Source organism: Bacillus sp. FSL W8-1143 (assembly GCF_037965155.1).
Lineage (GTDB): Bacteria > Bacillota > Bacilli > Bacillales > Bacillaceae > Bacillus > Bacillus pumilus.
Genome location: NZ_CP150182.1, coordinates 290363 through 304848 on the forward strand (window position 1 = coordinate 290363; position 14486 = coordinate 304848).

General features: G+C 40.9%; 16 protein-coding genes. 9 read left to right on the forward strand and 7 right to left on the reverse strand.

Annotated features, from left to right (window positions below):
- Nucleotides 1-33: 33 nt before the first annotated feature.
- Complete coding sequence (locus tag NSQ36_RS01630; RefSeq protein WP_339206565.1) at nucleotides 34-963, forward strand: aldo/keto reductase; 930 nt, start codon at nucleotides 34-36, stop codon at nucleotides 961-963.
- Between the two features lie 30 nt (nucleotides 964-993).
- Here the strand turns inward: NSQ36_RS01630 and NSQ36_RS01635 are convergent, their stop codons facing one another.
- Together NSQ36_RS01635 and NSQ36_RS01640 are read right to left on the reverse strand one after the other, a co-directional pair.
- Nucleotides 994-1959, reverse strand: coding sequence for a GHKL domain-containing protein (locus NSQ36_RS01635; protein ID WP_339206567.1), 966 nt, complete (start codon nucleotides 1957-1959; stop codon nucleotides 994-996).
- Between the two features lie 11 nt (nucleotides 1960-1970).
- Nucleotides 1971-2672 carry a LytTR family DNA-binding domain-containing protein gene (locus NSQ36_RS01640; RefSeq protein ID WP_106032912.1) on the reverse strand — a complete coding sequence of 234 codons (702 nt, stop codon included), beginning with the start codon at nucleotides 2670-2672 and terminating at the stop codon, nucleotides 1971-1973.
- A gap of 160 nt (nucleotides 2673-2832) precedes the next feature.
- Between NSQ36_RS01640 and NSQ36_RS01645 the strand changes: the two genes are divergently transcribed.
- Nucleotides 2833-3573, forward strand: a complete 741-nt coding sequence (locus NSQ36_RS01645; protein ID WP_003217123.1) for an ATP-binding cassette domain-containing protein — start codon at nucleotides 2833-2835, stop codon at nucleotides 3571-3573.
- Nucleotides 3573-4748 carry an ABC transporter permease gene (locus NSQ36_RS01650; RefSeq protein WP_226804612.1) on the forward strand — a complete coding sequence of 392 codons (1176 nt, stop codon included), beginning with the start codon at nucleotides 3573-3575 and terminating at the stop codon, nucleotides 4746-4748. Before NSQ36_RS01645 ends, NSQ36_RS01650 begins: the two co-directional genes overlap by 1 nt.
- Nucleotides 4749-4804: 56 nt before the next feature.
- On the opposite strand, the gene NSQ36_RS01655 is transcribed toward NSQ36_RS01650, so the two are convergent.
- The 3 genes from NSQ36_RS01655 to NSQ36_RS01665 form a co-directional block, all read right to left on the reverse strand.
- The gene (locus NSQ36_RS01655; protein ID WP_339206571.1) at nucleotides 4805-5356 is read right to left on the reverse strand and encodes a hypothetical protein; all 552 of its coding nucleotides are present in this window, start codon (nucleotides 5354-5356) and stop codon (nucleotides 4805-4807) included.
- Nucleotides 5357-5372: 16 nt separating this feature from the next.
- Complete coding sequence (locus tag NSQ36_RS01660; RefSeq protein WP_310427422.1) at nucleotides 5373-5570, reverse strand: hypothetical protein; 198 nt, start codon at nucleotides 5568-5570, stop codon at nucleotides 5373-5375.
- Between the two features lie 555 nt (nucleotides 5571-6125).
- A complete protein-coding gene (locus NSQ36_RS01665; RefSeq protein WP_003217128.1) occupies nucleotides 6126-7184 on the reverse strand; it encodes a DUF4352 domain-containing protein in 1059 nt (352 codons plus the stop codon).
- Nucleotides 7185-7721: 537 nt separating this feature from the next.
- On the opposite strand from NSQ36_RS01665, the gene NSQ36_RS01670 reads away from it, so the two are divergent.
- Both NSQ36_RS01670 and NSQ36_RS01675 read left to right on the forward strand, forming a co-directional pair.
- Nucleotides 7722-8150: a cell wall hydrolase gene (locus NSQ36_RS01670; RefSeq protein WP_003217242.1), complete on the forward strand. Its 429-nt coding sequence runs from the start codon at nucleotides 7722-7724 to the stop codon at nucleotides 8148-8150.
- A gap of 119 nt (nucleotides 8151-8269) precedes the next feature.
- Nucleotides 8270-9049: a glucose 1-dehydrogenase gene (locus NSQ36_RS01675; RefSeq protein WP_335365101.1), complete on the forward strand. Its 780-nt coding sequence runs from the start codon at nucleotides 8270-8272 to the stop codon at nucleotides 9047-9049.
- Nucleotides 9050-9069: 20 nt separating this feature from the next.
- On the opposite strand, the gene NSQ36_RS01680 is transcribed toward NSQ36_RS01675, so the two are convergent.
- Both NSQ36_RS01680 and NSQ36_RS01685 read right to left on the reverse strand, forming a co-directional pair.
- On the reverse strand, nucleotides 9070-10110 hold the full coding sequence (locus tag NSQ36_RS01680; RefSeq protein ID WP_310427429.1) for an acyltransferase family protein: 1041 nt from the start codon (nucleotides 10108-10110) through the stop codon (nucleotides 9070-9072).
- 219 nt (nucleotides 10111-10329) lie between these two features.
- On the reverse strand, nucleotides 10330-11322 hold the full coding sequence (locus tag NSQ36_RS01685; protein ID WP_310427431.1) for an LLM class flavin-dependent oxidoreductase: 993 nt from the start codon (nucleotides 11320-11322) through the stop codon (nucleotides 10330-10332).
- Between the two features lie 412 nt (nucleotides 11323-11734).
- Here NSQ36_RS01685 and NSQ36_RS01690 point away from each other — a divergent pair, with 412 nt between their 5' ends.
- The 4 genes from NSQ36_RS01690 to NSQ36_RS01705 all read left to right on the forward strand — a co-directional run bounded on the left by NSQ36_RS01690 (nucleotide 11735) and on the right by NSQ36_RS01705 (nucleotide 14477).
- On the forward strand, nucleotides 11735-12337 hold the full coding sequence (locus tag NSQ36_RS01690; RefSeq protein WP_044139240.1) for a TerD family protein: 603 nt from the start codon (nucleotides 11735-11737) through the stop codon (nucleotides 12335-12337).
- 20 nt (nucleotides 12338-12357) lie between these two features.
- On the forward strand, nucleotides 12358-12939 hold the full coding sequence (locus NSQ36_RS01695; protein ID WP_003217119.1) for a TerD family protein: 582 nt from the start codon (nucleotides 12358-12360) through the stop codon (nucleotides 12937-12939).
- 42 nt (nucleotides 12940-12981) lie between these two features.
- Complete coding sequence (locus NSQ36_RS01700; RefSeq protein ID WP_003216935.1) at nucleotides 12982-13560, forward strand: TerD family protein; 579 nt, start codon at nucleotides 12982-12984, stop codon at nucleotides 13558-13560.
- A 137-nt stretch (nucleotides 13561-13697) separates the two neighbouring features.
- Nucleotides 13698-14477: a TerC family protein gene (locus NSQ36_RS01705; RefSeq protein ID WP_012008834.1), complete on the forward strand. Its 780-nt coding sequence runs from the start codon at nucleotides 13698-13700 to the stop codon at nucleotides 14475-14477.
- The last annotated feature ends 9 nt before the right edge of the window (nucleotides 14478-14486 follow it).

Sequence of the window (14486 nt, forward strand, 5' to 3'; positions counted from 1 at the left end):
AAGGATGATTAAGCAGATAAGGGAGATGAGCTTTTGAAAAAGGTAACGCTTGGACGAACTAATTTACAGGTGAATCCGATAGGGCTTGGTACGAATGCGGTAGGTGGACATAATTTGTTCCCGAACCTGAGTGAAGATGCCGGACGAGAGCTTGTGGAGACAGCTCTTGATCAAGGTGTCAATTTCTTAGATTCTGCTTTTATTTATGGGCTGGGCCGTTCAGAGGAATTGATCGGTGAGATTATTGCCAAAAGAGGCGGTAGAGAAAACCTTGTCCTTGCGACAAAGGGGGCTCATAAAGAAGTAAACGGAAAAATTGAGCTGGATAACAGCCGGGACTTTTTAAGAGAGCAGGTCGAACATAGCCTGAAACGACTGCAAACAGATTATATTGATTTATACTATATGCATTTCCCGGACGGCCGGACGCCGCTGGAAGAAGTAGCAGGCACATTAAAGGAATTGAAGGATGAAGGGAAAATCAGGGCCATTGGTGCATCTAACCTTGATTTTGAACAGCTTCAAGCCTTTAATCGAGATGGCTACTTAGATGTGCTTCAGTCAGAGTATTCTTTGCTGAAACGTGAGGCAGAGAAGGATCTTCTCCCATACTGCGTCGAGCATCGTATTTCCTTTATTCCGTATTTCCCGTTGGCGTCAGGTTTGTTGACTGGTAAATTTACGAAGGATGCGACATTTGATGATATTCGAGCAAAAGATCCGCTTTTCCAAGGCGAGGCGTTCCTTCAAAACCTCGAAAAAGTAGACAAGCTGAAGGCAATTGCACAATCAAAGAACGCCGAAACGGCACACGTTGCACTCGCTTGGCTTTTAGCACAGGACGGCATCGACGCCATTATTCCAGGTGCAAAACGAGCTGAGCAAGTTCAGCAAAACCTAAAAACAAACGAAGTTCAATTAACAAAAGAGGAAATCAATCAAATTGACCACATTTTCTCTTAATCAAAAAAGGTGCTTAGCTGCACCTTTTTTTTATGACATCGTGAGAGGGATTTTGATGACAAGCCGCAAATGTGGAGACCGGTAAGTGAAATCAAGAGTACCGTCTGCCTTTTCAACAAGCTGATGAATGATATACGTCCCCATTCCTTGATGATCCCCGCCTTTTGTCGAGCGGCCAAAGTTTTTAAACAAATGGTCTAACACGTGTTTTTCCATTCCTTTTGTGCTGTTCTCACAATGGATTAAAAAGAGCCCGCTCCGAATAGAGGTCGCAATCGAGATGCTGCCCTCTTTCCCGGCTTGCTTCGCTTCAATCGCTGCGTCTAGGGCATTATCAAGCAAGTTTCCAGTAAAACTAACCTGCTCCGCCTTAGAAAAGGGAAGCGATGAAAAAGGTGCTTGAAAATCTAGAGAAAGGTCAATGTCCTCTTTTTCAGCCCGTTTAAAAAAGGAATGCAGGGTTGAGGCCAAATAAGCATTTTCTCCTTTCATCCAAGGGAAATGTTTTACGTATTGCTGAATCAAATCCTTGATCTCGTGCTCGTCGTTCGACGCGGAAAAGGCATTTAAATGTCTAGCTGTTTCATGATGTTTACTGCGCAGCTCAAGCAGCAATTCATTGGTTCTTGATTCTGCATTGATCAGCTCTTGAAGCCGTCCGTTTAATCGTTTCTCCGTCTGCATCATCTTCAATGAAAGGATATCTGTTGTCATGAGGATGATCAAAACTAAAAGAGAGCTCAATCCATTTCCTTGCGTCAGAAAAAGGGAAAGACCTGCACAGGTAAAGAGCACAAAAGCGCCCAACATCACATAACCACTCACATGAGGCAAAAACCTTTTGTATATGAAAAATGTATAAAGACAAATCACACAAAAAGTGAGGAGCCACAGCACTCCTGATGATAGCGGCAGAATAGCTTCAGCAGCTGCATGTAACGCAAGACCTAGCCATATGAGAGCATACATGCGGAATCCAAGATAGAAAGCGTTCACGTTCGTTCTCCTTAAAAATAGTATTTCTTAAAGTATTCTAATTGCTGCTTGGTTATCATGGCTTTTTTATCTGTACCTTCAAAAGACACGATAAATGAATTTTTGGCATACGCCGAGAAGTTCTTAATGTAATGAATATTGATGATAAACGATCGGTGGGAGCGGATAAAATCTTTTTCAGCTAGATCGCCCTTTAACTCGTTTAATGTCTGATATGTTTGGATATCTCCTGTTGTTGTGACAATGGTGGTTGACCGGCCTGTTCGCTCAACAAAAATGACATCCTTCTTTTGCAGCACATGAATATCTGACTGCTGTTTAATGAGAAGCCGTCCATGAATGCTTTTCTCCTGCTTGGTGGACATGTAGCGCTCTAAGGATTTGGCAATTCGATCGGCTTGGTAGGGCTTCATAATATAATCGTGAACATTTAAATCAAACGCATGGACCGCATATCCGCTGTTTCCTGTCACAAAGACAACATCGACATTCAGTGCATGAGAGTGAATGAGATCCGCTAATTCATAACCGGACATTCCGGGCATTTCAATGTCTGCGAACAACAGATCAATATCTCCTTTTTTGACCTTCTCGTATGCATCCTCTGCTGACTGCGTGACAAAGACAATCTCCACAGTCTCCATTCTGCCTACAATGGCATGCAGTTTTTCTAAATCTACTCGGTAATCGTCAACGAGACCTACTTTTATCATAAAAATCACCTATGACTCATCGTATTATTTGTCTATTTTATCATTTGTTTTTTAAAATAGATCATTTCAAGACAGAAAAAGGACGTTTCGCGACATTTTTATGTCAGGGAAGCGTTATTTTTTCTATCATAGACTTAGAAAGTTGAAAGGGGCGAACCACATGATTACTCTCAGCGATTGCAGCTGCTGGTTTAAAGATAAGAAAAAAGTCGTGAAAGCGATGAAACATATGACGTTCTCCGTGAAGGAAGGGGAAGTCGTTGGCATCCTAGGAGAAAATGGTGCAGGGAAGACCACATTATTACGCGCCGTAGCCACATTATTAGAACCTACGCACGGATCAGTCACTGTCGCAGGCTTTGATACGGTGAAAGAATCTACGGAAGTGAAAAAGCGAATTGGTGTCTTGTTTGGCGGTGAGACGGGGCTTTACGATCGTTTAACGGCACGAGAAAACCTTGAATACTTTGGCAAATTGTATGGCTTAGATCAGCATGAAATCAAAGCAAGAATAGAGGATTTGGCAAAGCGTTTTGGGATGAGACAATACATGGATCGCAAGGTGAAAGGATTCTCAAGAGGAATGAAACAAAAGGTGGCGATTGCCAGAACCTTGATTCATGATCCTGACATTATTTTATTTGATGAGCCGACAACAGGCTTGGATATTACATCAAGTAATATTTTCAGAGACTTTATTCATCAGCTCAAGCAGCAAAATAAAACCATCCTTTTTTCAAGCCACATCATGGAAGAAGTCAGCCAGCTTTGTGACAGTGTCATGATGATTCATCAAGGAGAGCTTGTGTATAAAGGGACACTTCCAGAATTATATACACAGGAACAAAGTGATGACTTGAACTATATCTTTATGTCGAAGCTCGCTAGGGGGATTTCATAATGTGGAAAACCGTATTTTTAAAAGAAATGACAGATGCGCTAAGAGACCGAAAAACACTACTCTTAACAGTGCTGATACCTCTTTTGACGATGCTTGGACTGGTGTTCTTTTATGAAAGCATGATTGCAGATCCAGGAGATAAAACGTATACGGTCGCAGTGAATGAAAAGCTTCCAACTGAAATGAATCAAATGATCAAAGAGGTCAAAAACCTCACACTTGAAACATTTGACGACCCGCAGCAAGCTGTCAAAGATGGAAAGGCGAATGCTTATCTGGAAATGCCGAAAGAGGCAGACGACATGCTTCAGCATCAACAATCATTTGCGATTAAAATTCATGGGTACACAACAGATGATGATTCGGTGATAACGGTTCAAATGCTGCAATCCTTACTGGAGCAGTATCAAAACCAAGTCGTAGAAAAGCGTTTAGCCGCTGATCAAATCAATACGTCTGTTGTTCATCCATTTCAGGTGCAGGCTGTTGATGTAGAAGAGGGCGATGAAGGAGAAAATGGCATGACCTCTATGCTTTTGTCGATTCTTCTTCCAATGATTTTGGTGACCTCCGTCATCTCAGGTGCTTTGCCAGCTGCGCTTGATATTGTAGCGGGTGAAAAAGACCGAAAATCCATTGAAGCGTTGTTCCTGACACCTGCCAGCAGACTCCAAATTCTCATCGGAAAATGGCTGGCTGTCTCCATGTTCGGGATTTTAAGTGGAATTGTGGCGATCGGCATGCTGCTTTTATCCACGCTGCTCTTTACAGAAAAGCTAAAACAAGCACTGAACTTTGGTGATCAAATGTGGAGCATTATCGCCGTCATGTTTGCGGCGCTTATCATCTTCTCTTTCATGGTATCAATGATTGAACTGCTACTCAGTGTCGTTTCAAGCTCAGTGAAAGAAGCGCAATCGTACATGTCCATGATCATTACATTAGGTGTGATCCCAATGTTCTTTACCATGAGAGCAGGTGCTACGCAGCTAGATACGTATTACTTTGCTGTCCCATTCCTCAATATTCATGCGCTCTGTAAGCAATTGATGTTTGGAATCATTGATCCGATGGCCGTCACTCTGACACTCGGCTCCTCAGCCCTCGCAGTCGTCATCTTGTTTGTCATCGTGAGAAGCTTGTTTATGAAAGAAAAATGGATGCTTGCAAAATAAAGAAACGCCCTCTATGATAGAGGGCGTTTTCAAGTGAATACCGATCACCGTGTTTTTCAGTTTAAGAAACCGAATTGATCCAAGTTCTCTAAATAAAATTGAAAATACTCATCATGAATACCATCAGGATATTCTTCTAACCCATTTTCAATAAGTGCACCTACAATTAAAGCATTTATATACCTATTAAGCTTTTCGCAACTATCTCTTACGGTAAATTCTGAAACATATACTCCATCTTTACTTTCTAAAATGATATCAATTCTTCTACCTTCTTGTTCATCAAGCAATAAGTGATTATAATCCCACTCTTTTGCTTTTTTGGGATTTAAAGGATGAAGACGATTATGAAGTACTTGTTCACGATGATCCTTTTTTTCCTCATTCGAAAACAATTGAATCAATATACTCGGATCATCAATGACAAAACATTTATATATCTTAGTATATTCAAAGTGATCATCATTTACTAAATCTAAAATCTTTGTTTTTGAAAATTCTCTAGCTTTAAATTTAGACGTTATCATTTCAACGACTTGTTCTTTAGTAAAAATCAATTGATCTTTTTTATATAAATACTGTTTATATAGCTTTTCGTAATTGTACATGATTCACCTCTATTAACTATTTAACAGGACCTCCGTAGAATGAATGAGCTTTTGGAGTTCTTTTATAGGGATGCCAGTGATAATAATAACCTTTCTTCGGCTTACCTTTGTATCTATCTACTTCTTTAAATGGTTTACCTTTTGTATTAGCTCCAGCTGCAACAACTTCTGCCTGACTAGAAGAAATAGACCAAATATCCTTTTTTGACTTCATTTAGCGATTAACTTAAAAAATGATTTAATTTCATGGTAAATTTTCTCTTTGAAGTAGTTACTAATTCTAGCACAATAACAATGATAAAAAGTTTAAAATCACCTTAAAATGAGCATATAGAACCTTTTTTTGATTATTTTGTAAAAATGGAATTATTTATATTTCGAAGAGTTTTATTGAGGAATAACTTAAATCGAAAAAAAGAGTTGGTGAATGAAAATGATGGTTTACTTTTATAATGAGTTAGGAAAGAAGCTAGATTTATAATATCTTCAATAGAAATAAAGAATGAAGAGTACATTTTTTTACTTCGAGTTTACATTTCATCTTTAACACAAATAAGCAGAAAAAAAATCTTAAGTACAAAAAATAATAATCAGGATTGAATATCTCATAGGGATCAAGCTAAAGAAATGGAACACTGATTATAGAAAGAAATGTTGTCAAGGGTAAGGTAACTTGACTATATTCTGGTTTTTTATGATAGAGGGGGTTCACGTTCGCCAAACTAGATTATAAATCATAACAAAAAACCCCGGCATCGGGGGTTTTTTATTAGTTCTTGATGAACTTTTCAACTAATGAGCTTGTTTTGTAATCGTTCAAATCAAGTTTCCATTGGTCGATGTCATTTTTCTTCATGTTGACTTCTACTGTTTCTTCAGAAGATGATGGTCCTAATTTTTTGAACTCTTCTGGGTAGATCGAGAGTAGGTATTTTTGAGCTTCATCGTAAGAAGCTGAACGGTTTTTGCTGTAGAACTCAGTCGCTTTTTCTTTTAAACGATCGACAAGCGGGCTTGCATCAATTGGTGTAAGAGTTACAGTCACAACAGCTTTATCACCACTGATCGCTTTTGTTTTTGTTGATACTTTTGATTTTTCAGCTAATGTTTCTTTCACAGCTTTTAGAAGCTTATCAAGGTTTTCGTCCTTCGCTGAGCTAGAAGAAATACCTGATGACGTGATGTAGCCTTGTTTGAATGATTTATCAAATTGGTTGACTACAGTTGATTTGTTATCACCTGTTAGTTTTTCGAACTCGTCGTTATTCTTACCGAAAATCATCACATCAATATAAGAAGAAAGAGCTTTTGCAGATGCTTGAAGTGTATCTGCTTTTTTCATTAAGTCTTTACCTTTAATATCGAATTCTAGTGTTTTGTCATCTTTTTTAGAACCACTACCTGGCTCATTGTACACAAGCTGATAGTCTTTGTCTTTATCAACAACAAAGAAAAGACCGCCTTTTGATACTTTGTCTGCATTTAGAGAGCTTGAAGATAATACTTCATTGTAGTCATCTGGAGAGATCGTAGACACCTGTGAGTCATCTTGGTAAAGCGTAAAGTTGCTTTTATCAACATTTAGAGGCTCTTTGCTGATATTTTTTACAGATACGTTCACTTTTAGTACATACTGATCATCCTGTACAGATGTATCGTATTGAGGTGGTAATGTGTACTCAGCACTTTCTACCTTTACCTCTGCTGCATCAAGAGATTTTGTATCTTTTTCCTTTGCAGCTGACTTTTCTTTTCCACCACTACAAGCAGCAGCGACAACAGTGACACATAAGATCAGAAGAAACAGGGATAATTTCTTTTTAAACATGACGTGTTTTCCTCCTCGGGTTTATGATGAATTTTATTGAAAAGCTTTAGTTCATATCATTCTTTTTGCACAAAAAGAAAAATACTGTATGTTTTTTACTGTAGAATGAAGCGGAAGTACTGTCAATACTTCAGTGCGTTTCTAAGGTCGCACAGCTTCAAGTAGTAAAAATGACACTAAGTTGAAAGGAGAAACTTGTAAAATATGATTTGATGTCTCCTGTAAAAACTCAATATTTTATATTTTAAGGTTTTGAGTCGGATTGTTGAATAGGTTCAAATGACTGTTTTTGATGCTGGTGTCGCAATTAGAAGGATTTTTATGACTTGTAAGTGAGTCTATAGTAATGAATATTTTTTCCTGTAATGTGCATGATCACTAGGTTTGTGTGTTGTTGGCAGAGAGACACATGTCCAGCAAAATGTTGAGGTGTTTAGACAGGCTCTCGACACGGAATGTGTCTTTTCCCTTCAAAATGGCAGTCATCTACACAGAAACCCTACATAAAATAAAAGAGAAACGAATGGAGGTGGATGTATGGCAGTGGTAAGAGCGACAAGCTCTGATATTGACCTCATGGCCAGACTGCTGAGAGCGGAGGCAGAAGGTGAAGGGAAGCAAGGGATGCTGCTTGTAGGAAATGTGGGCATCAACCGGTTGCGTGCCAACTGCTCTGACTTTAAAGGGCTGCGTACGATTCCACAAATGATTTATCAGGAGCATGCATTTGAAGCAGTCACGCATGGTTATTTTTATCAACGAGCACGAGAAACAGAAAAAACACTTGCACGGAGGAATATTAACGGAGAACGATTTTGGCCAGCAAAATTCAGCCTTTGGTATTTTAAGCCGCCTGGTAATTGTCCACCGACATGGTACAATCAGCCGTTTGTGGCAAGGTATAAGTCTCATTGCTTTTATCAGCCAACCGCTGAAACTTGTGAAAATGTCTATAACACCTTTTAGCTTGATGAACAGCACAATCCTCTTAGTCAACGATTGTAGAGGATTGTGTTTTTCTTTTTTTCAAAATGGGTAACCATTGTGTATCAACAAGATGAAGCACGTGATAGGAGGAAATACAGATGTATCAAGATTTAAAAGGGAAAACAGCCATTGTCACAGGTTCTTCAAAAGGAATCGGACAAGCCATCGCATTACGATTTGGACAAGAGCAGATGAATGTGGTTGTGAACTATAAAGGTGATGAAGAGGGTGCTGAAGAAACGGTCCAAGCCATTCAGCAGCGCGGAGGTAGGGCGGTGAAAGTACACGCAGATGTCTCCAAAGAGGAAGGAATTCAATCCATCATGGATACAGCACTGGAGCATTTCGGAACAGTCGATGTGTTCGTCAATAATTCAGGCTTTAATGGTGAAGAAGCGATGCCGCATGAGATGACGCTCAAGCAATGGCAAAAAGTCATTGATGTCAATATCACAGGCGCCTTTTTAGGGGCAAAGGTCGCAATTGCCTATATGATGGAGCATGACATCAAAGGGTCTATTTTAAATATATCCAGTGTCCATCAGGAAATACCGCGCCCGTTCAATGTTCACTATTCCACTTCCAAAGGCGGAATGAACATGATGACAAAAACGCTGGCTCTTGATTATGCAGAAGCAGGGATTCGGATCAATGCAATTGCACCAGGTACAATGGCGACCGAATCAAATGATGATTTGCAGGATGAACAGAAAAAACAAAAGCAGCTTGAAAAGATTCCGATGAGAGCATTTGGCGAACCGAAGGAGATTGGGTCCGCTGCTGCATTTCTCGTATCTAAGGAAGCTTCGTATATCACAGGCACCACTTTATTTGTAGATGGAGGAATGACGCTTTACCCTTCTCAAATCAATGATTAATCCAAAAAACATCTGCCCGATCAGCCGGCGGATGTTTTTTGTTCGTAGCGGTGTGCGGCTTTGGCTGGTTTGCCGAGCAGCATCGGGTACTTGCTCAGGAAGGAGATACACGGCACCATAAGCAGCAATGTCCCAATCGTGTAAAAGAGAGTCCAAGAGAGCTGCGCTGTATCTGCAATATTGATACCAAGTCCATAATAAACAAATGCTTTCATGATATCGATGCCGGCAAACTGCAAGACAAGAATAACAATGGAATTTCGACCGAGATACGTCAAAATAGGGGACGTTTTGAATTTGAAACTTAAATAAATCACAGCAGCTGAACCGAGCAACGCACATGCATAGAAAAGAAAAAGATCACCATAGTCATTCACGCGCATATCAATCCGCGAATTAAAGCTTTGCATATAAGCCGTCAGTACAAGCAGACCTGTACAAAGAAGAAGGGTTGGGTCTGTTTTTAATTCCACAAACCATTGCTTTGTCAAAAATCCGATTGAATAAAACACAACAGCCGTCAAGGCGACATTGGCATTCCACGGCAGACTTTGGTCTAAAAGCAAGGTTGAGGCATATCCAGCACCTCCGCAAAGGACGGTCAGTAAGATCAAGACAGCAGGTTTCCCTTTTGTCAGACGGTGCATAAAGAAAAAGATCATTTCCACTAAAAAGAGCGTCGTTAAAAACCAGATGGCTGGGTTATGCGTGAGTCTAGCTTCATCTGCATTGGATATAAAAATACCTGTAAACGGAACGAAAGGGTCAATATCCGTTTGTCCCTTAAAGGCAAAAAAACGAGTAACGGTGAACCAGAAAACATACGTAATGATGGAGAAATAGAGATAGGGCAAGAGTAAGCTCTTGGCTTTCTTCTGAATAAATGACAGAGCAGGGCGTGAGGATGATCGAAACATCATGCCTGATAGTAAAAAGAAAAGCGGCATATGAAAAGAGTAAATGAATTGCTTGAGCGGATCTGGAATGGGCACATGTGCCATGACTACGAGCAGAATACCAATCCCCTTAGCTGCATCGACCCATTCGAGTCTCTTATTCATGGCCTGTCATCTCCTTCCTTCTAGCGTCGTAAACGTGTCTTTCATATGTACCTCTACTATATAAAAGGTACACCCCTTATGCGTTTACAGTTCGCTAACGATTAGAAGACACATTTGCGATCAGATGACAGGCGGAAGGATTTTGACATCTTGATGTTACATTTCCCATTTCAGATCGTTGACAAAGGGCTAAAATGATTTTATTTTAGCCCTTTGTCTTCAAAATAATTCGGCAATTCGTTTGAAGGAGCGCTGTTTTTCGATCGGATCAAATGAATTGTTTAAAATCATGATGTCATCCGTTTGATAGCGGTCCATCAAGCTAAGTAATTGCTCTTTCACCGTTGCCTTTGAGCCGACGATCATCCGCTGGCGGTTTAGTAACACTTTTTTCTTTTCCTGCGAGGTGTAGTGATAGGTACTGGCTTCTTCTATAGAAGGTACGCGGCTGTCTAGTCCTTTTTCAACACGCAGCAGCCATAAATCTGTACTGCTGGCGATCCGTTCGGCCTCTTCATCGGTTTCACCACAAATGACAAACACGGCAAACATAGCGTGCGGCTGGGTGGAAAAGACAGATGGAGAAAAGTGAGACCGATACGTCTCAAATGCTTGTTTGCCACGTGCAGGGTGGATAAAGTGACCAAAAATATAGTTGATCCCAAGTTCCGCTGCCTGCATGGCGCTATTTTCTCCTAGACCAAGCAGCCAAACTGGAGGACGAGCATCAACAAGCGGAGAAGCCTTGACCCCTGCATGCGGGTGCCCAGAAGGCAGGCTGTCTGATAAGTAAAATAGAAGATCCTTCAGCTGGCGGTCAAACTGAGACAGGTCTTTATGCACGCCGTCTGTCAAAGCCAGTCTCGTCCTTTCAATCCCGCCCGGAGATTTACCGACACCGATTTCAATTCGTCCAGGATACAGAGCCTCAAGCTGCCGCGTGACCTCTGCTACTTTCAAGGGGCTGTACTGCGGAAGTAAAATGCCGCCAGACCCGGTACGTAAGGTCGATGTATGAGCAGCAATATGTGCCATTAATATTTCAGGTGCTGTACTAGCGAGCCCTCTTGTGCTGTGGTGTTCAGCAAACCAATAACGCTCATACCCAAGCGTTTCCGCAAGCTGAGCCAGCTGCGTTGTGTGAATCAATGTCTCTTGCGCTGTCTGACCTTTAGGAATAGCGACTTGATCTAATATGTGAAGTGATGGCATCATCAACATCCTTTCGATAATACGTTGGATATAAGTATAAAGAAATCCACGGATGGAAGGAAACGAAAGGGTTTATCCTTTGATCTCATGCTTTATCTTTTCTATATCAACATATGAAACCACATCAATACACTATTTATCAGCAAGAGCTGTGGACAAGAATTTTCGACAATGTTTCACATGAAACACTTCATTTACGACATGAACCATTTTCAACATGGATCTTTCGTTAAAAAAATATCATCTGTTTGAAACCTATCTTGAACGTAGATCGTATATACTAGTAAATAGAAAAAAGAGTAAGAGGCTCCAATGTCATTTCATGAATTTTGTCGAATTTTCATGTATGATGATTTTAATAGGGTCCATCGCTTAATAAATAGATTTTTATTATGCTGGAGGAGTGATTGATTTGGCGATTACATTAGAAAAAGGTCAACGTATTGATTTAACAAAAGGGAAGGCAGGACTAACGAATATCCTAGTTGGACTTGGCTGGGACCCTGTATCACAAGGCGGCGGATTTTTAGGAAAGCTGTTTGGCGGCGGAGGCGGCGCTGATATTGATTGTGATGCTTCAGTGCTCATGCTGAAAAATGATAAGTTTACGGAAAATAAAGATTTGATTTATTTTGGCAACTTGAAAAGCAAATGCGGCAGTGTCGAGCATACAGGTGACAACCTGACTGGTGAAGGAGACGGAGATGATGAACAAGTCCTCGTCAACTTGAGCAAGGTGCCGGGCAATGTGAATAAATTGGTGTTTGTTGTGAACATCTATGATGCACTAAGAAGAAATCAACACTTTGGTATGATTCAAAATGCGTACATTCGCATCGTGGATCGTTCAAACAATCAAGAATTAGTGAAATATAATTTAAAAGATGAGTATGCAGGGAAAACATCATTAATCGTCGGAGAGCTTTATCGTCACGAGAATGAGTGGAAGTTTGCGGCTGTTGGGGACGGTACAAATGATGCGAAGCTTGCCGATATTACGAGAAACTACATTTAATTAGAAGGGAGAGGTTCCTAGTGGGAATTTCTTTAGCGAAAGGTCAAAAAATTGATTTAACAAAAACAAATCCAGGTTTAACAAAAGTGGTCGTAGGTCTTGGCTGGGATGTCAATAAGTATGACGGCGGACAAGACTTTGATCTAGACGCAAGTGTATTTCTTTTAGATGCGGCAGGTAAGGCAAGCTCACCATCTGATTTTGTCTTTTACAATCAAACAACTGGCGGTGGCGGCAGTGTCGTTCATACAGGCGATAACCGCACTGGTGAAGGCGACGGAGATGACGAGCAGGTCAACATCGACTTATCAGCTGTACCAGCGAGTATTGAGAAGATTTCATTTGTCATCACGATTCATGATGCAGAAGCGCGCAGTCAAAATTTCGGACAAGTCACGAACGCATATGTGCGCATTTTAAATGCAGCATCAAATGAAGAGCTCATTCGCTATGATTTGGCGGAGGACTTTTCAATTGAAACAGCGATTATTGTAGGTGAATTATACCGTCATGGCGGAGAATGGAAATTCTCGGCTGTTGGATCGGGCTATCAAGGCGGACTTGCCCGCATTGCAACAGACTTCGGTTTAGATATCGGGTAACGACCCGTTTTCATATTTTCAGGAGACAGGAGAGATACGAATATGGCGATTCAGCTTTCAAAAGGACAACGTGTCGATTTAACAAAAACCAACCCAGGACTGACGAAAGTGATGATCGGTCTTGGCTGGGATACGAATAAATATTCTGGCGGAGCCGAATTTGATTTGGACGCTTCGGCATTCTTAGTGGATGCAAACAATCGTTGTCAGCAAGACACAGATTTTGTTTTCTATAATAACCTTCAGCACCCAAGCGGCAGTGTCACTCATACAGGTGATAACCGGACGGGTGAAGGAGATGGAGATGACGAGCAAATTCTCGTTGATTTCTCAAAAATTCCTGCTAACATTGATCGTATCGGAATTACAGTGACGATTCATGATGCAGAGACGCGCAGCCAGAATTTTGGACAAGTCTCAAATGCGTTTGTTCGTGTTGTAAATGAAGAGGGCGGGGAAGAATTGATTCGCTTCGATTTAGGGGAAGACTTCTCAATTGAAACGGCTGTCGTAGTGTGTGAATTGTACCGACACGAAAGCGATTGGAAGTTTAACGCGATCGGAAGCGGATTCTCTGGCGGACTTGCAGCTCTTTGTCAAAATTATGGGTTAGAAGTATAAACGAGAGAAACAAAATTCAAGAGGCGCTGCCAATGACTCATATGAGGGCCTTTTCCAAAGTGAGAAAGAAACAGCGATCAAGAATAACAGCAGGCGAAAGCCTGCTGATGCTTCTACACTTATAGGAGGAAAACCAGTTGGACATTTTGAAACATATGTTGGACACGTATGCCTCGTTTTTTGATTGGCATATGTGGGCAGAGGTATTAACAAACCCTGTCTCTTGGGGGCTCATTGGGACCCTTGTTGTGCTTGAAGGATTGTTATCAGCAGATAACGCACTTGTATTAGCTGTCATGGTGAAACATTTACCAGAAAAGCAGCGTAAAAAGGCATTAACCTACGGATTAATTGGCGCTTATTTCTTCCGTTTTCTATTCATTGGCGTGGGGATGCTGCTTATTAAGTTCTGGTGGATTAAGGTTCTCGGAGCTGCATATTTAGCATGGCTTGTCATTAAGCACTTCTGGTTAGGTGACGGCGATGACGAAGCGAAGGAATTGAAAAAAGAAGGCTGGATGATTCGCGTATTTGGCGTGTTCTGGGCAACCGTTATTTCTGTGGAAATTATGGACCTTGCCTTCTCGGTGGACAGTATTCTTGCGGCATTCGCTGTATCTGAGGAAGTATGGATTCTTCTATTAGGCGGAATGCTTGGCATTCTCATGATGCGTACAGTGGCACAGTTATTCCTTGTCCTCATTGACCGTATCCCAGAGCTTGAGAATACCGCGTTTATTCTCATCGGGATTATTGCTATCAAAATGGGCTTAAGTGCTGCACATATTGAAATTCCGCATCTTGCATTCTTTGCGATTATTATTCTAGCGTTTATCGGAACGTTTATTGTTCATAAAATCAATAAGAAGAAACATCAAGATGTGACAAACGAAGCTGCGGCTTCAAAAGAAGAATAGAATAGGACG

Bases quoted from the DNA above. Each gene is read 5' to 3' on its own strand.
- NSQ36_RS01640 (WP_106032912.1), bottom strand. From the start codon at position 2,672: ATGATAAAAGTAGGTCTCGTTGACGATTACCGAGTAGATTTAGAAAAA.
- NSQ36_RS01645 (WP_003217123.1), top strand. From the start codon at position 2,833: ATGATTACTCTCAGCGATTGCAGCTGCTGGTTTAAAGATAAGAAAAAA.
- NSQ36_RS01650 (WP_226804612.1), top strand. From the start codon at position 3,573: ATGTGGAAAACCGTATTTTTAAAAGAAATGACAGATGCGCTAAGAGAC.
- NSQ36_RS01655 (WP_339206571.1), bottom strand. From the start codon at position 5,356: ATGTACAATTACGAAAAGCTATATAAACAGTATTTATATAAAAAAGAT.
- NSQ36_RS01660 (WP_310427422.1), bottom strand. From the start codon at position 5,570: ATGAAGTCAAAAAAGGATATTTGGTCTATTTCTTCTAGTCAGGCAGAA.
- NSQ36_RS01665 (WP_003217128.1), bottom strand. From the start codon at position 7,184: ATGTTTAAAAAGAAATTATCCCTGTTTCTTCTGATCTTATGTGTCACT.
- NSQ36_RS01670 (WP_003217242.1), top strand. From the start codon at position 7,722: ATGGCAGTGGTAAGAGCGACAAGCTCTGATATTGACCTCATGGCCAGA.
- NSQ36_RS01675 (WP_335365101.1), top strand. From the start codon at position 8,270: ATGTATCAAGATTTAAAAGGGAAAACAGCCATTGTCACAGGTTCTTCA.
- NSQ36_RS01680 (WP_310427429.1), bottom strand. From the start codon at position 10,110: ATGAATAAGAGACTCGAATGGGTCGATGCAGCTAAGGGGATTGGTATT.
- NSQ36_RS01685 (WP_310427431.1), bottom strand. From the start codon at position 11,322: ATGCCATCACTTCACATATTAGATCAAGTCGCTATTCCTAAAGGTCAG.
- NSQ36_RS01700 (WP_003216935.1), top strand. From the start codon at position 12,982: ATGGCGATTCAGCTTTCAAAAGGACAACGTGTCGATTTAACAAAAACC.